The organism is Xanthobacter sp. DMC12, assembly GCF_056314105.1.
Genome location: NZ_JBQUYZ010000001.1, coordinates 492,019 through 511,916 on the forward strand (window position 1 = coordinate 492,019; position 19,898 = coordinate 511,916).

A 19,898-nucleotide genomic window follows, 5' to 3' on the forward strand; every position below is an offset into this window, starting at 1 on the left:
ATGATCTCGGCCGAAAGCCTCGCCCTGTTCGTGCTCGCCTGCATTGCCCTGGGGGCGACGCCGGGCCCCAACGTGGCGCTCATCGTCGGCACCAGCCTCAAGCATGGTCGGCAGGCGGGCATCCTCACCGCCATGGGCGTCAATGTGGGCCTCATCGCCCAATTGGCGCTGGTGGCGGGGGGCCTCGCCTATGTGGTGGAAGCCTTCTCCCGCCATTTCGATCTCGTGCGGTATGCGGGCGCGGCCTATCTCGTCTGGCTGGCGGTTATGCAGTGGCGCGCCGCCGGCAAGGCCTTGGAGGCGCCCACACCTTCCGCTCATGCCGCCTTCGGACGTGGGCTCGCGGTGGCCTTCGCCAACCCCAAGACGCTCCTGTTCCACGCGGCCTTCCTGCCGCAGTTCGTCACCAACACGGCTGATCCCGTGCCGCAGATCGCGCTTCTGGCGGCGATCTTCGCGGTCATCGCGCTCGTGGGCGACATGCTGTGGGCGGTGGTGGCGGACAAGGCGCGGGCTGCGCTCAAGGGGCGCTTCACCCTCGTGGCGGACCGCGTTTCCGCCGGCATCCTCGTCGGCGGTGCGGCGCTGCTGCTGGCGGCGGGACGGCGATAGGCTCTCCGCGGCGCCGCTCCGCATTGCCCCGCGGGGGCAGGGGGCTATAAGGCCCCATGTCTGCCCTTCTGCATGATTCCGCCCCGCTCGAGGTTCTGCGCCACGTCTTCGGTTACGAGGCGTTTCGCGGGCGCCAGCGGGAGATCGTGGACCATGTGGTCGGCGGCGGCGATGCCCTCGTGCTCATGCCCACGGGCGGCGGGAAATCCCTATGTTATCAGGTGCCGGCGCTGGTGCGGCCGGGCACCGGCATCGTGGTCTCGCCGCTCATCGCGCTGATGCACGACCAGGTGCAGGCGCTGCGCCAGCTGGGCGTGAAGGCGGCCATGCTCAATTCCTCGCTCGCGCCGGGCGAAGGCCGGCAGGTGGAGCGGGCGCTCGCCATGGGCGACCTCGACCTGCTCTATGTGGCGCCCGAGCGGCTGCTGACGGACGGCTTCCTCCATCTGCTGGACGGCGCGCGAATCTCGCTGTTCGCCATCGACGAGGCCCATTGCGTCTCCCAGTGGGGGCACGATTTCCGGCCCGAATATCGTCAGCTCACCATCCTGCACGAGCGTTATCCCGGCGTGCCGCGCATGGCCCTTACCGCGACGGCGGACGGCCCGACGCGCCGTGAGATCGTGGAGCGGCTCAATCTGGAGGAGGGGCAGGTGTTCCTGTCCTCCTTCGACCGGCCGAACATCCGCTACCGCATCGCGCCGAAGGCCAATCCGCGCGTGCAGTTGAAAGCCTTCCTCGACGCCCACGACGGCGAGGCGGGCATCATCTATTGCATGAGCCGGGCGAAGGTGGAGGCGACCGCCGAGATGCTCTCCACAGAGGGCCGCACGGCGCTGCCCTATCACGCCGGCCTCGACGCCGACACCCGCGCCCGCCATCAGGATCGCTTCCTGAAGGAGGAGGGGGTGGTGATGGTGGCCACCATTGCCTTCGGCATGGGCATCGACAAGCCGGACGTGCGGTTCGTCGTCCATCTCGATCTGCCGAAGAGCATCGAGGCTTACTATCAGGAGACCGGCCGCGCCGGCCGCGATGGCCTGCCCTCCGAGACTTTGCTGCTCTACGGCGTGGAGGATGTGGCCAAGCTCATCCAGTTCGTCGACGGTTCGGATGCCCCGGAGGCGCGCAAGCGCGTGGAGCGCAGCAAGCTCGATGCGCTGCTGGGGCTCGCCGAGACCGCCTCCTGCCGGCGGCAGGTGCTGCTGAAATATTTTGAGGAAGACCTGCCGCAGCCCTGCGGCAATTGCGACACCTGCCTGGACCCGCCGCGCACCTTCGACGGCACCGAGGCGGCGCAGAAGCTGCTCTCCTGCGTCTATCGCACCGGAGAGCGGTTCGGCGCCGGCCATGTGATCGACGTGCTGCGCGGCGACGCCAACGACAAGGTGACCAAGTTCGGCCACGACAAGCTCTCCACCTTCGGCATCGGCGGCAATTTCTCGCGCGATGAATGGCGGGCCGTGGTCCGCCAGCTGGTGGCCATGGGCTATCTGTGGGTGGACGTGGAGGGCCACGGCAGCCTCGGCCTCACCGAGAAATGCCGTCCGGTGCTGCGCGGCGAGGAGCGGGTGGAGCTGAAGGCCGAGGCCCGCCCCCGCGCCGCCCGCGTCACCGGCGGCGGTCGCGGGCCGTCCGCCGCTCTGGCCGATCCGGCGGACGAGGCGCTGTTCCAGAAACTGAAGAAGCTCCGGCTGGAGCTGGCGCGGGCGCAGGGCGTGCCGCCCTACGTGATTTTCCACGATACAACCCTGATGGCCATCGCCGAGCTGAAGCCCACCTCCATGAAGGCGCTGGGCATGATCTCCGGCATCGGCGAGGCCAAGCTGCTGCGCTACGGCCAGCAGTTCCTGCAGGTCATCGCGGAGGGGTGAGCGGGCGGCTTGGCGCTGCCAATCGAGACCGCCGTCGTCCTTCGGCTCGACCGGAGGACCCATCCGCCCACCGTGACAGCCGCCCGGACGCGGCGGCGAACCGCACCATGGGCCCTCCGGTCGAGCCGGAGGGCGACGGGATACCAGCAGGACATCCGGCGGGGTAGGGGCTCCCGTTCACGCCGCCTTCAGCGCCACCCCCAGCCGGCCGGCGAGGTCCTGCACGAACTGGTAAGCCGTCCGGCCCGAGCGGGCGCCGCGGGTGGTGGCCCATTCGAGCGCCTTCGGCCGCCATTCCTCCTCTGTCGCCGGAATGCCGTGGTGCTCCACATAGGCCGCGACCATGGCGAGGTATTCGTCCTGGCTGCACTTGTGGAAGCCGAGCCACAGGCCGAAGCGGTCAGAGAGGGAGACCTTCTCCTCCACCGCCTCGCCGGGATTGATGGCGGTGGAGCGCTCATTGTCCATCATGTCGCGCGGCAGCAGGTGGCGGCGGTTTGAGGTGGCATAGAAGATCACGTTGTCCGGCCGCCCCTCGATGCCGCCCTCAAGCACCGCCTTCAGCGACTTGTAGGACGTGTCGTCGGAATCGAACGAGAGATCGTCGCAAAAGACGATGAAGCGGTGATGGGAGCCGCGCACCAGCCCCATCAGCGCCGGCAGTGTCTCGATGTCCTCGCGGTGGATCTCCACCAGCTTCAGACGCGCGCCATCATCGGCCAGCGACCGGTTGATCGCGGCGTGGGAGGCCTTCACCAGCGAGCTTTTGCCCATGCCGCGCGCGCCCCAGAGCAGCGCATTGTTGGCCGGCAGGCCACGGGCGAAGCGCTCGGTGTTCTCCACCAGCTGGTCGCGCACCCGGTCGATGCCCTGCAGCAGATCCATTTCCACCCGGTTGACCCGCGGCACCGGCTCGAAGCGGATCGGATCGGTGTGCCAGACGAAGGCGTCGGCCGCCTCGAAGTCGGGGATCGGCACCGCGGGCGGGGCGAGGCGCTCCAGCGCTCCGGCGATGCGGGTGAGCAGGTCGAGGGTCGCGCTCGAAAGGTCCGGCTGTGTCATTATCATCCTCCCGCGCGGGGATTAGGACGCGCCCGGCCCGGCGGCAAGGCGTGACAGTGCGGCTGTGGCGCAAAAGCCATGCAGAGGGCGCATGGTGTGGACGACGCTGCAGCGCAACAATTCCGCCTTAACTTCTCCCCATCCATCCTCGACCAACGTGACCGAGAGGAACGGTAGCCGCGTGCGCGGCCATTGTTCCGCGCCCCACCCTCTGCCCCGGGAGGTCGAGACCTATGGCGATCCGCCCCTTCACCTGTGCCGCCCTTGTGGCGACGCCGCTCTTCGCCTCCGCGCCTGCCTTCGCCGACGGGACCGAGGCCAAGACCGCATTGAAGGCCGACGGCTCGACCTCGCTCACCTATTCGACGCCCGTGCAGGACTATGGCGCAGTGGTCGGCCTCGACCTTTCGGCCGCCGGATCGAGCGTGGCGCCCACCGTCGGTCAGAGCGCCGATGGCCTCGGCGGCACCGCCTATGCCAAGGTCACCGTGTCCCGGCTGCCGGACTGGATGGTCTGGGAGAAGGGCACGGTGAACGTCTCGGTCGATCCCAACGATGCCGCGAGCAAGCTCGCGACCACCTTCGAGCGCACCATTCCCCTCAGCTCCGGCCTCGCGGCGACGCTGGCCGACACCTACCAGGTCAAGGCCGGTTCGCAGGAATGGGAGACGGACAAGTCGCTCAGCCTCAAGCTGACGGACATGGGCACCACCTTCGCCGTCACCACCAAGGCCACGAGCACCTCGTCCCAGCTTCTGCCCACGGTGAGCGCCCAGCAGCAGCTCGCGCCGGACCTCACCGTCACCACCTCCGTGGCCGATACCGGCTCGACGTTGAACAAGAGCATCACCGCCGGCTTTACCCACCGCTGGTGAGGCCCCGCCTCAGCCGTGGATGATGGCGATGAGGAAGCGGGCGCCGATCAGGAGCAGGAACAGGCCGAAGCCGATCTCCAGATGGCGCCGGCTGAGCCGGTGGGCGAGGCGCGCGCCATAGGGCGCCACCAGCGTCGCCACCGGCGCGATGCACAGGAATCCAATCACCGACACATAGCCGATGGAGAGCGGCGGCAGCTCCGACAAATGCGGCCAGCCGGCAATGGCATAGCCGATCACTCCCGGAATGGGGATGATGACGCCGATGCCCGCCGAGGTTGCGACGGCCGCATGGATCGGCACGCCGTAGAGCAGCAGAATGTTGGTGGAGATGCCGCCACCCGAGATGCCCACCAGCGACGACGCCAGGCCGATGAAGAAGCCGTAGAACCGCATCATCGCGGAGGACGGCAGGTGGTCGGCAATGCGGATGTCGTTGCGGCCGATGAGGCTCTTCAGGCCCAGCAGCGAGACCACCGCCACGAAAACCGCCTGCAGCACCCAGCCCGCCGCCACTGCCGCGATGGCGCTGCCGGTGATGATGCCGATGATGGCCGGGATGCGCCATTTCGCCAGCACGCCAGGCAAGGACGCGCCCTTGGCGATGTGGGTGCGGTGGGAGGCCATGGCGGTGGGGATGATGATGGCGAGGGAGGTGCCAACGCACAATTGCATCCGCACGCTGTCATCCACCCCGAGGAAACCGAACACCTCGTAAAGCACCGGCACGATGACGCCGCCGCCACCGATTCCGAAAAGGCCGGCGAGCAGGCCCGTCAGCACTCCGCCGGCCAGCATGGCGCCGACGAGCAGGACGAGTTCCTGCACGGGAACGTTGGAAAACATGAGCGGGACCGAAGGCTTGCGGGCAGAAGGGTGACGAGGAGTGGCCCGGATTTCGCCATCTGTCCACTGCGCCAGCCGCATGGCGCACGATGAAGGTCCGCTATTCACGCAAATCTCTTGGCATTGCGGCCCGCTCAGGCCGCCAGCCGATCCCGGCGGCGCACCTCGTCCACCGCGCCGCGTAGCACCTCAAGCCCCGCACCGGGGATGATGGCCTCGGTGGAGAGGCGGCGGCGGAAGATGCGGGCGCCCTTCTTGCCCCCGAACAGTCCAAGCATGTGCCGGGTGATGTCCGAGAGGCGGCCGCCGGCGTCCAGATGCCGGGCAATGTAGGGCTCGAACGCCTCGATGGCGGCGAACGTATCCGCGTGCGCGGCGGGGACGCCGTGGAAGGTGGGGTCCACCGCCGCGAGAAGTTCGGGATTCTGGTAGGCGGCGCGGCCGAGCATGATGCCGTCGAGACCCTCCGCCTCGGCGAGCCCCTGCGCGAGGCTTTCGATGCCACCGTTCAGCGCCACCGGCACGTGCGGCAGGCGTGCCTTCAGGCGACGCACGCGGTCATAGTCGAGGGGCGGAATGTCCCGGTTCTCGCGCGGCGAGAGGCCGTTCAGCCACGCCTTGCGGGCATGGACGATGAGCCCGTCGCAACCGGCCGCGAGCACCGCGTCCGCGAGGGTATCGAGAGCCTCCTCCGGGTCCTGGTCGTCCACGCCGATCCGGCATTTCACGGTGACGGGGAGGGCGACGGCGCCCTTCATCGCGGCGACGCAATCGGCCACCAGTTGCGGCTCCCGCATGAGGCAGGCGCCGAAATTGCCGCCCTGCACCCGGTCGGAGGGGCAGCCCACATTCAGGTTGATCTCGTCATAGCCGAAATCGGCGCAAATGCGCGCCGCCTGGGCCAAAAGGGCCGGATCACTGCCGCCCAGCTGAACCGCAACCGGATGCTCGATGTCCGAAAAACCCAGCAGTCGCGCCCGGTCGCCATGGATCACAGCCGGCGCCGTCACCATCTCGGTATAGAGCAGCGCACGGCGGGAGAAGGTGCGATGGAAGGCCCGGCAATGCCGGTCCGTCCAATCCATCATGGGCGCTACCGAAAACGTAAGCTTCTGGTTCTCAAACATTATTCTTGAATACTATCACATTGGGCCGGGTGGGGAATGATCCCGGTTGCAACCCGATACGACCCGGATTTCTTTTTCGACTCGTGTGCGCACACGGTGCGCGCACGGTCGGCCCCCTTCCCTAAACCAAAATCCGGCTCCTGGAGAGCCCCGATCCGTCGAAGGGGCAGCACGTCACCGAGCGTTCCTTCGCCGCAACGATGGCGAGGAAGGGAGGTGCACGTGCTTACGTGGCGTGCGCCGCCTTTGCCGCCATCTCCCTTCCCCGCCCCGGCGGTCGGCCGGGGCGGGGAGAGGTCAGAGCCGGTAGCCGCGGTTGCTCTGGATGCGCTTCAAGGCAGTTTCCAGAGCGTCCACGTCGTCGGTCGTGTTGTAGAATGCGAGGGAGGGCCGCACCGTGCTCTCCAGCCCGAACCGGCGCAGGATGGGCTGGGCGCAGTGATGCCCGGCCCGCACCGCGATGCCTTCCCGATCCAGCGCCGTGCCCACATCCTGCGTGCGGCAACCGTCGAGGACGAAGGAGAGCACGCTCGCCTTGTCCGCGGCCGTGCCGACGAGCTTGAGGCCGGGCACGGTGAGCAGCCGCTGTGTCGCGTAGACCAGCAGCTCATGCTCGTAGCGGGCGATCACCTCCATGCCGATGCTCTCGACATAATCGATGGCCGCGCCGAGCCCCACCGCATCGGCGATGTTGCCGGTGCCGGCCTCGAATCGCTCGGGCGGGCCGTTGTAGATGGTTTTCTCGAAGGTCACGTCGGCAATGATGTTGCCGCCGCCCTGCCACGGGGGCAGGTGGGCCAGCACATCCTTCTTGCCGTAGACCACGCCGATGCCGGTGGGGCCGAACACCTTGTGGCCGGAGAAGACGAAGAAGTCGGCGTCCAGCGCCTGCACGTCCACCGCCATGTGGGAGACGGACTGCGCCCCGTCCACCAGCGCGCAGACGCCGTGGCGGTGGGCGATGGCCACCATCTCCTTCACCGGAACGACAGTGCCGAGCGCGTTCGACACCTGCGCCAGCGCGACGATGCGGGTGCGGGGATTGAGAAGCTTTTCATACTCCTCAAGAATCACCTGCCCCGTGTCGTCCACCGGCGCGACGCGCAGGCGCGCGCCTTTCTCGGCGGCAAGCTGCTGCCACGGCACGATGTTGGCGTGGTGCTCCAGATGGGTGACGACGATCTCGTCCCCCTCCTTCACATGCCGCCGGCCGTAGGTCTGGGCCACGAGGTTGATGCCCTCAGTGGCCCCGCGCACGAAGATGATGTCCTTCACCGAGCCCGCATTGAGGAAGCGCCGCACCTTCTCGCGGGCCGCCTCATAGGCATCCGTCGCCCGCGCCGCGAGGGCGTGGGCGGCACGGTGGATGTTGGAATTCTCGTGCTCGTAGAAATGCGTCAGCCGGTCGATGACCGCCTGCGGCTTCTGCGTGGTCGCGGCGTTGTCCAGCCAGATCAGCGGCTTGCCGTGCACGCTCTGCTGCAGGATCGGGAAGTCGCGCTTGATCGCGTGGGGATCAAACGGGCGCGTCTGCGGGCCGAGGTCGGGCACCAGTTCAGGGGTAAGGGCCGCGGAAAGGCCGCCGAAGTCCGGGGCCTGCGCCGGTACGGCCGGGAGGCCGGGGAGGGCGGGGGCTGACGGTACGTTGGGTTCCACCGGCGGGGACGCAGAGGCGGGCACGGGCGCATGGGCGCGCGCCTCGTCAAGGAAATAGAGGCCTCCGGCATCGGCGCCGAAATCCCCCGCCACTCCGGACGGCGCGGGCGGACGCCGGCTGTCGAGGGCGATCACGCTGCCGAGACCGGCCGGCACCTGCCCGGCACCGAAGCCGCTGGCGAGGCCCGGCAGGGACACCGCGGGCGAACCTCCCGGCTGGGGTACGCCGGCTAGGCCGGGAACGGCCACCGCCGCCGGAGCGGGCGGGGGCGGGATGTTCGGCGTCGGCACCACCGAGGGGATGGTGACGGGCGGCAGGTCCGGCGCGGCGAAGGGGGGCCGCGACGGCAGATGCTGGGCCGCGAGGGTGGTCGCGGGCAGGCCCGGCACGTCGGCCGGGCTCGGCGGTGCGGAGGGGAGCGTCACCAGATGCGGCGCAGCCTCGGGTGCGGCAGACGCAGGCCCCGCCTGGAAGAAGGCGTTGGCGATCTGCTGTAGCACCTGCGGATCGGGCCAGCCCGGCGGCGGCGATGCCGGCGCAGCACCCGCGCCGAAATCGTCCGCCCCGAAATCCGCAGCGCCTTCGGGCACCCCCGGCTCAGGCGTAGGTGTCAGGATAGGCATGATACTTGCCGACCTCGACATCGGTGAGCACCGCCAGCGCATCGTGGGTGAGCACGGCGGCCGAGCAGTAGAGCGAGACCAGGTAAGAGGCGATGGCCTTGCGGTTGATGCCCATGAAGCGCACCGAGAGGCTCGGCGCCACCTCGCCGGGCACGCCCGGCTGGAACAGGCCGATGACGCCCTGCTTCTTCTCGCCGGTGCGCAGCAGCAGGATGTTGGTCTTGCCGTTCTCGTCCACATAGAGCTTGTCGGACGGCACCAGCGGCAAGCCGCGCCAGGTGAGGAACGGGGTGCCGAACAGCGTCACTGTGGGCGGCGGCACGCCGCGGCGGGTGCATTCGCGGCCGAAGGCGGCGATGGCGCGCGGGTGGGCGAGGAAGAAGGCCGGCTCCTTCCACACCTTGGTGATGAGCTCGTCGAGATCGTCCGGCGTCGGCGCGCCGGTGCGGGTGGCGATCTTCTGCGAGGGTGCCGCGTTGGTCAGAAGGCCGTACTCGGCATTGTTGATGAGCTCGGCCTCCTGCTTCTCCTTCACCTTCTCGATGAGGAGGCGCAGCTGCTCCTGGATCTGGTCGTAGGGGTGGGAATAGAGGTCCGAGACGCGGGTCTGCACGTCGAGGATGGTGGTCACCGCATTGAGGGAATATTCCCGCGGCGCCTCCTCATAGTCCACGAAGGTCTCCGGCAGGTCCGGGTCCTGGTCGCGGCGGGGCGAGCATTCCACGTCGGCGGCGATCTCGCCGTTGGCTTCCTTCACGCGGTTGAGGCGGTAGATGCCGGCTTCCACCGGCGTCCACGGAAGGAAGGAGACGAGCCAGCGCGGCGTGATGCCGGACCATTGCGCGCGGGTCTTCGTGGCATTGGCGAGCTGCCGGGCGGCGGCCTCGTTCAACGTCCTTCTGATGGCAGGCTCTTCAGTCATGCGGGCTCCCCGTTGAAATGATGCAGTGGCGCTCAGGTGCTTGCGGTGAGGCCGGGCGCGGGGTCTCCCGCGCCGCCCATCGAGCGGTTCTGCGCCTGCGTGAGATGGCTGCCCGGCGGCACTGAATGGGTGAGCCAGACATTGCCGCCGATGGTCGATCCACGGCCGATGGTGATGCGCCCGAGCACTGTCGCGCCCGAATAGATCACCCCGTCGTCCTCGATGATGGGATGGCGCGGCGCGCCCTTGATGATGGCGCCCGAGGCGTCGGTCGGGAAATTGCGCGCGCCCAGCGTCACCGCCTGATAGAGCCGCACCCGCTCGCCGATGATGGTGGTCTCGCCTATGACGACGCCGGTGCCGTGATCGATGAAGAAGCTGGCGCCGATGCTGGCGCCGGGATGGATGTCGATACCCGTGCGCGAATGGGCGATGTCGGAGATGAGGCGGGCGAGGAAGCCGGCGCCGAGCCCGTAGAGCGCATGGGCGATGCGGTGGTGCACCACTGCCGTGAGCCCGGGATAGACCAGCAGGATCTCGGCGAAGCCCGTGGCCGCCGGATCGTTCTCATAAGCCGCGCGGATGTCGCTGACGAGAAGGGCGCGGATCTCCGGCAGTTGCTGGGCGAAGGCGCGGACGATCTCGATGGCCTCGCGCTCGAACGCCGCTTCGGAGCGCGCCTCACGGGTGGAAAAGGGCAGGCTGCGCCGGGTCTGCTCGGCGAGGGTGGTCAGCGCGTCGTTGAGGGTGGCGCCGACGAAATAGTCGATGGTTTCGGCGGCAAGCCCCGGTGGGCCGTAGTGTGCCGGGAACAGCGCCGCCGCGAGCCCTTGCAGGGCAGAGACGATGGCCTCCCGGAAGGGCGGCGGGCGCAGAAGGCCGCGGTGGCGGATGTTGTGCTGGACGTCCCGCGACAGCTTCAGTGCCGCGACCACCGGGGCGAGGTTCCAGCCCGAGGGGACAGCGCTGCCGCCCGCGCCCCCATCGCTCCGCTCGCCATCGTGGAAGGCGACGCCATCTCTCTGATCGGCCCGTTCGATCACCCCTTGGCCGTCGCGTCCCTTGGCCGTCACCGGATGCCCCCTCTTGCGCGCCGATGCACCATCGATGACACGGCCAAGCTGTATTGTCCAGTTAATCACCAGAATTAATTGATATTAGCCGACCGACAGATTGGCCGACGCTTTTGGCCTCTCACGCGGCCGCGCTCAGCCTGCGATAGGCGGCGCCGGCATGGGTCTCCTTCAGCCGGTCGGAACCGGAGAGCTTTCCGCGCAGGGTGCCCGGCGCGTAGTCCTGCTTGTAGAGGCCGCGGCGCTGCAGCTCCGGCACCAGCAGGTCCACCACGTCGGTGAAGGTGTCCGGGAAGAAGGCGTGGGAGAGGTTGAAGCCGTCCAGGTCTGCCGCCTCGACCCAGGCTTCCAGCTCGTCCGCGATGTCGGCCGGCGTGCCGGCGAAGAGCGGGCCGCGCCCGCCGATGCCGTTGTGGGCGATGATATCGCGCAGCGTCCATATCCGGTCCGGCTCGGCCACCGTGAAGGTCTCCAGCAGCGACTGGACCGCATTCTCCTTGACCTCGCTGAGGGTCAGCGGCGCGTCGAGGTCGAAGGTCGAAAAATCGATGCCGGTCCAGCCGGAGAACAGCGCCAGCACGCCCGCGGGATCTGTGTAGCGGCGATAGTCGGCGAGCTTGTCCTCCGCCTCCGCGCGGCTGCGGGCGGGGATGGCGGTGGCGAGGGTGAAGACGGCGATGTCGCGCGGATCGCGCCCCAGAGCCGCCGCGCGCGCCCGGATGTCGGCGATGCCCGGCGCGATGCCCGCCGGAGTCGGCCCGCCCACGAACACTGCCTCCGCATGGCGCGCCGCGAATGCCCGCCCGCGCGGCGAGGCGCCGGCCTGGAACAGATAGGGTGTGCGCTGGAGCGAGGGCTCTGTGAGGTGGATGGTGTCGATGTCGAAATGCCGGCCCTCGTGCCGCACGCGGTGGACCTTCGAGGGATCGGCGAAGATCCCGGAGGCGCGATCGCGCACCACGGCGGCGTCCTCCCACGACCCTTCCCAGAGCTTGTAGGCGACTTCCAGGAATTCATCCGCCCGGTCATAGCGCGCGTCGTGGGCGAGCACTTTCTCACGCCCCACCGCGCGGGCGCCGCTGTCCGAGTACCCGGTGACGATGTTCCAGCCGATGCGGCCTTGCGTGAAATGGTCCAGCGTCGAGAAGCGCCGCGCGAGCACCGCCGGCAGTTCGTGTGTGGTGGAGGCGGTGATGCCGAAGCCGAGATCGCGCGTCTCATGGGCGAGGGCGGAGACCAGCATCAGCGGGTCGAGCTTCGGAAACTGAGCGCCGGAGCGGATCGCCGCGTCCGCGGTGCCGCCATAGACGTCGTGCATGCCGATCCCGTCGGCGATGAACAGGGCGTCGAACTTGCCGCGCTCCAGCACCTTCGCAAGGTCCACCCAGTAATCGAGCGTGTTGTAGTCGGCGCCGCGGCTCGCGGGATGCGCCCACAGGCCGGGCGAGAGATGCACCGGGCTGAAGCCGATGAAGCCGTTGAGGCGGATCTGGCGGGTCATGAAGCCTCGGGAGTTGGGCGCCTTCGGGCGTCAGCGCTGAAAAAGGGATGCGAGGGCGACGCGCAGCGAGGCCTTCCGGATGACAGGAGCAGATGCTCCCGGCGCGCGGGGCGGTGTGCTCTTGCGCCGATCCGGGCGATGAGCCGGCACAGGCGCGATTTCAGGAGCGCAGACGGCTCCGAACATGAGGGCCATGGCCCCGAAGGCATCGGCGGACATGCGCTTTGCTCCCGGAGTCAGACCGCCGCGCGCGTGTCGGCGACAGGCGCGCCGACGGGGCGGAAGGCGGCGGCAGGGTGGCTCGAGGGCAGGCGGTTGCGGCCGGCGCCGTAGATCTTCTCGCGCAGCGTGCCGGCGGCGTAGCTCTGCTTGAAGCGGCCGCGGCGGCGCAACTCGGGCACGACATAGGTGCCGAAATCCGCATAGCCGCCGGGCGTCACCGCATAGCTGAGGTTGAGCCCGTCCACGTCGGTCGCCTCCACCCAGGCCTCGATCTGGTCGGCCACCTGCGCGGCCGAGCCGATGAAGACCGGACCGCGCCCGCCGATGGCGTTGTGTTCGGCGAGTTCGCGCACCGTCCACACCCGGTTCGGATCGGCGATGGAGAAGGCTTCCAGCGCCGAGACCAAGCCCTGCGAGCGGTCGTCGAAGCGGATGGGGGCATCAAGGTCGTATTTCGAGAAGTCGATCGCGGTCCAGCCGGAGAACAGGATCAGCGCCGCCTCGGGGTTGAGGAAGCGGCGGTAGCTCGCGAGCTTCTCCCGCGCCTCCTCTTCGGTGGCGCCCACGATGGTGGTGGCCATGGAGAAGAACAGGAGTTCGCGCGGATCGCGCCCCAGCGCGGCAGCGCGGGCGCGGGTGTCGGCCACCACCGGGGCGATGACGTTGGGCGTCGGCCCGCTCACGAAGATGCACTCCGCATGGCGCGCCGCGAAGGCCCGGCCGCGCGTCGAGGCGCCGGCCTGGAACAGCACGGGCGTGCGCTGGGGCGACGGCTCGGAGAGGTGGATCGCCTCCACCTGGAAATGCTGGCCGCGATGGACGATGGGCCGCACCTTCGCGGGATCGGCGAAGACGAGATTCGCGCGGTCCCGCACCGCCGCGTCATCGTCCCAGCTGCCTTCCCACAGGGCGTAGACGGCATCGAGATATTCGTCGGCGATATCGTAGCGCGCATCATGGGGCGTGAGCGCCTTCTCGCCCACGGCGCGGGAGCCGGAGGTGGTATGGCCGGTGACGATGTTCCAGCCGATGCGCCCCTTGGTCAGATGGTCCAGCGTCGACATGCGCCGGGCGAACGGGTAGGGCGGCTCGTAGAGGGCATTGCTGGTGATGCCGAAGCCGAGATTCTGCGTCACCCGCGCCATGGCCGACACCGCCACGATGGGGTCGAGCTTGGGGAGCTGCGCGCCCACCTTCAGTGCCGCGTGGTAGGAGCCGCCATAGACGTCGTTGGAGGCCATGCTGTCGGCGATGAACAGGGCGTCGAAACCGCCCTCTTCCAGCGTGCGGGCGAGATCGGTCCAGTAGCCGAGCGTGGTGTAATCGAGCGAGCGGTCTTCCGGATGCCGCCACAAGCCGGGCGAGTGGTGCACCGGCGAGGCCATGGCGAAGGCGTTGACGCGGATTTCCTTCTTTCGACCGGGGGTCTCCGGGGCGGGCGTCTGCGTCATCGTCTCATTCCGTTCGGCGGCTTCACGAGAGCGCAGGAGAGCAGGGTCGACTCTTTTAGTCAATAAATTCCATTGAATTTATAAATAAAGACAGGAAGGATAGCGGCCCACACCTCTCCGGGAGACCGCCATGACCGCGACCGCCGCGCTCCAAAACCAGCCTGCCGCATTGTCTGAGCCCTATCGATTCATCACCGTCGAGCACTTGCGGGAGCTTCTCGCCAGCGGCGGAGAAATCGCGCTGGTGGATGCCCGCGAAGAGGGCGTGCGCTCCCGCGATGGCCACATCCTCCAGTCGGTCCCGCTGCCCCTGAGCCAGATCGAACTGCGCGCCGCGGTCCTCCTGCCGCGCTTCGGTGCGCCGGTGGTGGTGACGGACGGCGGTGCCGGTGACCTCGCCACCCGCGCCGCGCGACGGCTTGCCGAGCTGGGCTATTCGGACGTCTCCGTGCTCTCGGGCGGTGTCTCCGCCTGGGAAGCTGCCGGCGGCATCGCCTATACCGGCTCCAACGTGCTCTCCAAGGCATTCGGCGAATTCGTGGAGCACGCCTATGGCACGCCCCGCCTGCCCGCCCGCGAGGTGAAGGAACGGCTCGATCGCGGCGAGGACATCGTGATCCTCGACGGGCGCACCTTCCAGGAGTTCGAGAACTTCCACATCCCCGGCGCCCACGCGGTGCCGAACGCCGAGCTGCCGTTCCGTGTCCACGGTCTCGTGCCCTCCGACCAGACGCTGGTGGTGGTGAATTGCGCGGGGCGCACCCGCTCCATCATCGGTGCGCAGACGCTCATCAATGCCGGCATTCCCAACAAGGTCGTGGCGTTGGAGAACGGCACCATGGCCTGGCTGTTCGAGGGCTACGACCTCGCCCAAGGCGACCGGGCCGATGTGCCCGCGCCCGGCCCCGCCGAGCTTGAGAAGGCGCGCGCCAGCGTCGCCCGCCTCACCCGCCGCTTCGGCATCCGCACGCTGGACCGCGCGGGACTCGCCCGGTTCGAGGCGGAGCGCGACTCGCGCACCCTCTATGTCCTCGATGTGCGCACCCGCGCCGAATACGAGGCCGGCCATTTGCCGGGTTCGCTCTGGGCGGAAGGCGGACAACTGGTGCAGGCCACGGACCGCTGGGTCGGCACCCGCAACGCCCGCATCGTGCTGGTGGACGACGCCGACGGCGTGCGCGCCGCTATCACTGCCTCGTGGCTGATCCAGCTCGGTGTCGGCGAGGTCTATGTGATCGGCCTGGATGCCGGCGAGCGGCTGGAGCGGGGGCAGGAACCCCAGGTCTTGCTTGGCCGCGCGCCCACCGTGGCGGTGATCCAGGTGGCGGGACTGGAGCGGCTCATCGCCAAGGATGCGGTGGTGGTGCTCGATCTCGATACGAGCCTGGCCTATGCGGCCGGGCACATTCCCGGCGCCCGCTTTGCCGTGCGTTCGCGCCTGCCGGAGGGGCTGGACACCCTGCCACCGCGCCCGCTGGTGCTCACCTCGGCGGACGGCAAGCTCGCGGCGCTGGCGGCGGCGGAACTGGCCGGCTCGGGCCGGCAGGTGTCGGTGCTGGAAGGCGGAACTGCGGCCTGGAAGGCCATCGGCCTGCCGCTGGAGACCGGCGAGAGCGCGCTGCTGCACGCCGCCGATGATGTGTGGCGCTCGCCCTATCAGGAAGCCGGCGACCGCCATGCCGCCTTCCGCCGCTATCTCGAGTGGGAGATCGACCTGATCCGTCAGATCGAGCGCGACGACACCATCGCCTTCAAGGTCTATCCCTGACACACGAAGGCCGCCGGATGCTCCTCCGGCGGCCTTCCGCTTTTTCAGATCGGTCAGGACAGGGCGCGGCCGCCGCCATCCACGAACAGGTTCGAGCCGGTGATGTAGCGCGCCTCGTCCGACAGCAGGAACGCCACCGCGTCGGCGACGTCCGAGGGAAGGCCCGGCCCGGGAAGGGCAGTGTCGGGCGGCGCCCCGGTGCCGGCGGCGTTCAGCGCGTCGAGCCGGGGCGACTTGATGGGGCCGGGCGACACCGCGTTCACCCGCACGCCCTGCGGCCCGTAGACGGTGCCGAGGCCCCGTACCAAAAGGATCAGCGCCGCGTTCACGCTGGAGCCTGGCAGATGCTGCGGCGAGGGCTCGATGCCGCCGCGCCCGCTCAGCACCGCGACGCTGCCTTTGCCGGAGGCGATGAGGTGCGGCAGCGCCGCGCGCACTACGCGCACGGTACCGAGCAGCTTGGCGTCGATCACCTTCAGCCAGTCGGCATCCGTAAGCTTCAGGAAGTCGCCGAAGATGGGCAGGTTGGTGGAGGTCACCACCCCGTCCAACCGGCCGAAGCGCCGGGCGATCTCCGCGGCGGCCGCATCGACGGCCGCCGGATCGGTGATGTCCACGGCAAGCGGGATGATGCGCTCGGCGGAGGGCAGCGTCTCCGCCCGTCGGCCGGAGGCGATGACAGTCGCCCCCTGCGCCGCCAGCGTCTCGGCGCTCGCCCGGCCGAGGGCGCCGCCGGCGCCGGTGATCCAGATCACGCGGTCCTTGAAATCATGTGCCATTGGGGGCCTCGTTGGATGGGTGCCGTTCAGAGCACCTGGTCGAACAGGGTGGAAACGTCGTCCACCCCTTCCAGACGGTGGATGCGCTGCACCAGCGCCTCGATGCGGGCCGGCAGCAGCGCGTTGCGGCCGTAGCTGAAGGCGGCGACCAGCTTGGCGTGGATCTCGTCCTCGCCCAGCGGCGCCTCGGGGCTGCCGGGCACGGTCTCGGCGCGATGGGAGAGGCGGCGGCCGTCGTGGGTCTCGATGGTGACGTCCGCGGGGGCGAAGGTCCCGGTGCGGCTCTCGTCCACCCGTACGGTGAGGCGGTCCACCAGCGGCCGGATGGCCGGGTCGAGCACCGCCGCCGGCTCGATGTCCGAGAGGCCGAAGCCGCCGCGTGCGAGGACGGCGGCGACGCCGTAGCGCACGTTGAACTGCCCCGTTACCTGCGGATTGGCCTCGGGCGCGAAGGCGCCGCCCACGAGGCGAGCCATATAAGGCGTGAGCACGATCTCGCCCCGCGCCACATCCGCGGCGCCGATGCCTTCGCGCGCGACGATCTCCAGCGCGGCGGTAAGCGCCGCATGGCTGCAGCCGCAGGCGGGGAAGCGCTTGAGCGCGGTGTCCTCGATCAGATAGCGCCGGCCGAGGCCGTCCAGCACCTCTTCCGGCCGCCCCTCCTCGAACAACGCGAACAGGCCGTACGGCCCCTCGAAGACTGCGCGCGGGCCGGTGGTGCCGAGGGCGGCGAGATCGGCGGAAATGATGCCGTCGCGGGCGGCGAAGGCCGATTGCAGGCGCTTGGTGAGGCGCTGCTCCACATGGCTCTGCTGGGTGCCGCCCGCATGGCACAAAGCGATGCCGAGGGCGTTGTGGGTGCGGTCTGGGTCGAGCCCGCGCAGGCGCGCGGCGGCGAGCGCGGCGCCGAACACGCCGGCGATGGACGTGTGGAAGAAGCCCCGGTTGGTGCGCGTCGCCGCCGCGAGCCGCACCACCAGTTCGTTGCCAAGGGTAAGGGCGGCCAGCAATTCGCGCCCGTTGCGCCGCTGCTGCTCGGCGACGGCAAGTGCGGCGGGCGCCACGATGATGTCGGCATGGACGAAGCCAGCGAGGCTGTCGAAATCGAGCGCAGCCGCGAGCGTGCCGTTGTAGAAGGCGGCGGCGGAGGGTTCCCGCCGCGTCTCGCCCTCGCCCCACAGGCTGGCGTGGCCCGGCGCGCCGCGCAAAGCGAGGGCCCGCGCCGCATTGACGCCGGCCGCATCCGCCGCCGCCCAGGCAACGGCGAGCGTATCGAGCAGCACGCGCTTGGTGGTGGCGATGGTGCGGGCCGGGATGTCCTCGAACCGGATGCGCTGAAGCGTTTCCACCACGGCGGCGGTAACGTCGGCGCGCACCCCGGCTGCCTTTGGGCTGACGGAGATGGTCATGGTCCCTCCGGCGCCGTTCAGTTCACGGCGGCGTTGAAGGTGGTGTTGAACTCGGACGAGACATCAATGGCGCGGGGAATGGCACCGGCCTCGAGCAGCGCATCGGCAATCTTCTGCTCGCGGCGGATCAGCTCGGCATCGATGGGGCGCAGCCGCGCCTTGCCGAACTCCACATAATAGCGGGCGCGGGCCGGGCTCTGCTTCACCCTGTCGATATAGATGCGCTCGGCCGTGTCGAGATTGTCCGCATACCAGGCGAAATAACGCGCCAGTTGGCCGACGAAATCCTGCAGCACGGCGCGCCGCGCCGGATCGGCGATGGCGTCCGTGCGGGCGGCGAACACGCCGAGGGCGGGAATGTCGAGGTCGTCGCTGGTGAGAACGATGCGCGCCTGACCCTTCTCCACCGCCTCGCCCACCAGCGCGCCGAGGCCGGAATAGACGTCCACGTGGTCCGCGTTGAAGGCAGTGGCGGCGGCATTGCCGTCGCCAAACTGGATGGGGTCGATGTCGGCGGTAGTGAGGCCCCCCGCCCGTCGGGCGAGGAGATACTGCACGTAGTTCAAGCCGCCGAAGTTGAAGCCCCATTTGAGGCCCTTCAGCTCGGCCGCCGTTTTCGCGCCGGTGCGGCTGCGCACGGCGGTGACGATGCGGGGATAGCGCGCGTCGAGATTTCGCCAGCCGGCGATGATCTGGAGCGGCGGCCCGCCGGCCCAGCCATCGGCGGACTTGCCCTGCTCGATGATGAGCGAGGTGTCGCCGAGATGGGCGAGGTCGATGGCCTTGGAATAGGCGGCGGTGAGTTGCGCGGCGGGGCCGGGCAGCACCACCCATTCGACCTTGTAGGGCGCCCCTTCGAACACACCCGACGCCTGGGCCAGCTCCGGCAGGGTCGAGTCCTGATAGCCGACCTTGAGGCTCACGTCCGCCGCTCCCGCCTGCCCGGCGCCGCGGCCGGGGAGCAAGGCGGCGCCCGTCGCGGCAAGGAGGGTGCGCCGCGAAAGCCGGCCGGCGGCGGGCGGAAGAGGGGCAGCCATATGTGGTCTCCCTTTTCTCGCCGCTCAGTTGCCGCCGACGGTGGAGGAATTGAAGCCGCGATAGAATTCAACGTTCACGTTGATCTTCTTGGGGATGGCGCCAGCCTCGGTGAGGATGTCGGCGATCTTCTGCTCGCGGGCGACGAGCTTTTCGTCCAGCGGCTGGAAGGTGGCCTTCTGGTAGAGGGTGGTGAGCTTGGCCCGCGCCGGGGTCTGCTTGACCTTCTCCTCATAAAGCTTCTGCACCTCGTCGAGATGGTCGGCGTACCAGGTCCAGTGGGTGCGCACGCGGGCGAGGAAATCCGCGAGGGCCGCGCGCTTGGCCGGGTCCTTCAGCACATCGCCGCGGGCGGTGAAGACGTTGAGGGCCGGAATCTCCAGCTCGTCGCTGGTGATGAGCACCCGCGTGGCGCCCTTCTCGATGGATTCACCCACCGGCGCGATGGAGCCGGAGAAGGCGTCCACCCGGCCGGAATTGAAGGCAGCGGCGCTGGCGTTCTGGTCCCCGAGCTGCACGGCCTCGTAATCCTTCGGCGTGAGCCCCGCCTTCAGGCCGGTGAGCACGTATTGCAGATAGTTGAAGCCGCCGAAATTGTACGACCACTTCTTGCCCCGCAGGTCGGCCAGCGTGTCGATCTTGGCATCCGTGCGCACCACGGTGACGATGGGCGGATACTTGCCGTCATTGGCGCGCCAGCCGGCGATGATCTGCAGCGGGGGATTGCCCTCCACCCACTCGTCCTTGGCCTTGCCCTGCTCGATGATGAGCGAGGTGTCGCCCATGTGGCCCACATCGATATTCTTGGAATAGAGCGCCGAAAGCTGCGCCGCCGGGCCGGGCAGGATCACCCATTCCACGTCATAGGGCGCGCCCTCCAGCACCTTGGAGGCGGTGACGGTGGAGGGCACGGTGAGGTCCTGATAGCCGATGAGGAGCTTGACGCGCTCCTCGGCGGAAGCCGGGGCGGCGAGCAGGGAGGTGAGAACGGCGCCCGCCGCGAGGACGTGGCGGCGGGAGAAACGCGGGGAGAGTGTCACTGGGAAAGGCTCCGGATCGAAA

General features: G+C 68.9%; 16 protein-coding genes. 4 read left to right on the forward strand and 12 right to left on the reverse strand.

Annotated elements, in window-relative coordinates:
• On the forward strand, nt 1-612 hold the full coding sequence (locus tag ACT535_RS02115) for a LysE family translocator (RefSeq protein WP_476363184.1): 612 nt from the start codon (nt 1-3) through the stop codon (nt 610-612).
• A gap of 56 nt (nt 613-668) precedes the next feature.
• Nucleotides 669-2,486 carry a DNA helicase RecQ gene (recQ, locus tag ACT535_RS02120; protein ID WP_476363185.1) on the forward strand — a complete coding sequence of 606 codons (1,818 nt, stop codon included), beginning with the start codon at nt 669-671 and terminating at the stop codon, nt 2,484-2,486.
• Nucleotides 2,487-2,663: 177 nt separating this feature from the next.
• On the opposite strand, the gene ACT535_RS02125 is transcribed toward recQ, so the two are convergent.
• Complete coding sequence (locus ACT535_RS02125) at nt 2,664-3,548, reverse strand: ATP-binding protein (RefSeq protein WP_476363186.1); 885 nt, start codon at nt 3,546-3,548, stop codon at nt 2,664-2,666.
• Nucleotides 3,549-3,781: 233 nt separating this feature from the next.
• On the opposite strand from ACT535_RS02125, the gene ACT535_RS02130 reads away from it, so the two are divergent.
• Nucleotides 3,782-4,423, forward strand: coding sequence for a hypothetical protein (locus ACT535_RS02130; RefSeq protein WP_476363187.1), 642 nt, complete (start codon nt 3,782-3,784; stop codon nt 4,421-4,423).
• A 9-nt stretch (nt 4,424-4,432) separates the two neighbouring features.
• Here ACT535_RS02130 and ACT535_RS02135 read toward each other — a convergent pair whose 3' ends face one another.
• The 7 genes from ACT535_RS02135 to ACT535_RS02165 all read right to left on the reverse strand — a co-directional run bounded on the left by ACT535_RS02135 (nt 4,433) and on the right by ACT535_RS02165 (nt 13,845).
• Nucleotides 4,433-5,269, reverse strand: coding sequence for a sulfite exporter TauE/SafE family protein (locus ACT535_RS02135; RefSeq protein ID WP_168457802.1), 837 nt, complete (start codon nt 5,267-5,269; stop codon nt 4,433-4,435).
• A gap of 134 nt (nt 5,270-5,403) precedes the next feature.
• Nucleotides 5,404-6,396 carry a tRNA dihydrouridine(20/20a) synthase DusA gene (gene dusA / locus ACT535_RS02140; protein ID WP_476363188.1) on the reverse strand — a complete coding sequence of 331 codons (993 nt, stop codon included), beginning with the start codon at nt 6,394-6,396 and terminating at the stop codon, nt 5,404-5,406.
• A gap of 297 nt (nt 6,397-6,693) precedes the next feature.
• On the reverse strand, nt 6,694-8,676 hold the full coding sequence (locus tag ACT535_RS02145; protein ID WP_476363189.1) for a family 2A encapsulin nanocompartment cargo protein cysteine desulfurase: 1,983 nt from the start codon (nt 8,674-8,676) through the stop codon (nt 6,694-6,696).
• A complete protein-coding gene (locus tag ACT535_RS02150) occupies nt 8,651-9,598 on the reverse strand; it encodes a family 2A encapsulin nanocompartment shell protein (protein ID WP_168457805.1) in 948 nt (315 codons plus the stop codon). Before ACT535_RS02150 ends, ACT535_RS02145 begins: the two co-directional genes overlap by 26 nt.
• Before the next feature lie 32 nt (nt 9,599-9,630).
• Nucleotides 9,631-10,671, reverse strand: a complete 1,041-nt coding sequence (gene epsC, locus ACT535_RS02155; RefSeq protein ID WP_476363190.1) for a serine O-acetyltransferase EpsC — start codon at nt 10,669-10,671, stop codon at nt 9,631-9,633.
• A gap of 121 nt (nt 10,672-10,792) precedes the next feature.
• On the reverse strand, nt 10,793-12,172 hold the full coding sequence (locus tag ACT535_RS02160; RefSeq protein ID WP_476363191.1) for an LLM class flavin-dependent oxidoreductase: 1,380 nt from the start codon (nt 12,170-12,172) through the stop codon (nt 10,793-10,795).
• Between the two features lie 236 nt (nt 12,173-12,408).
• A complete protein-coding gene (locus tag ACT535_RS02165; RefSeq protein WP_476363192.1) occupies nt 12,409-13,845 on the reverse strand; it encodes an LLM class flavin-dependent oxidoreductase in 1,437 nt (478 codons plus the stop codon).
• A 130-nt stretch (nt 13,846-13,975) separates the two neighbouring features.
• Between ACT535_RS02165 and ACT535_RS02170 the strand changes: the two genes are divergently transcribed.
• Nucleotides 13,976-15,613: a rhodanese-like domain-containing protein gene (locus tag ACT535_RS02170; protein WP_476363193.1), complete on the forward strand. Its 1,638-nt coding sequence runs from the start codon at nt 13,976-13,978 to the stop codon at nt 15,611-15,613.
• Nucleotides 15,614-15,666: 53 nt separating this feature from the next.
• Here ACT535_RS02170 and ACT535_RS02175 read toward each other — a convergent pair whose 3' ends face one another.
• From ACT535_RS02175 to ACT535_RS02190, 4 genes are read right to left on the reverse strand one after another with little or no spacing between them, the layout of a single operon-like run.
• Complete coding sequence (locus tag ACT535_RS02175; protein ID WP_476363194.1) at nt 15,667-16,392, reverse strand: SDR family NAD(P)-dependent oxidoreductase; 726 nt, start codon at nt 16,390-16,392, stop codon at nt 15,667-15,669.
• Nucleotides 16,393-16,418: 26 nt separating this feature from the next.
• Complete coding sequence (locus ACT535_RS02180) at nt 16,419-17,801, reverse strand: MmgE/PrpD family protein (protein ID WP_476363195.1); 1,383 nt, start codon at nt 17,799-17,801, stop codon at nt 16,419-16,421.
• A gap of 17 nt (nt 17,802-17,818) precedes the next feature.
• A complete protein-coding gene (locus ACT535_RS02185; RefSeq protein WP_476363196.1) occupies nt 17,819-18,838 on the reverse strand; it encodes a type 2 periplasmic-binding domain-containing protein in 1,020 nt (339 codons plus the stop codon).
• A 24-nt stretch (nt 18,839-18,862) separates the two neighbouring features.
• The gene (locus ACT535_RS02190) at nt 18,863-19,876 is read right to left on the reverse strand and encodes a PhnD/SsuA/transferrin family substrate-binding protein (RefSeq protein ID WP_476363197.1); all 1,014 of its coding nucleotides are present in this window, start codon (nt 19,874-19,876) and stop codon (nt 18,863-18,865) included.
• Nucleotides 19,877-19,898 lie beyond the last annotated feature (22 nt).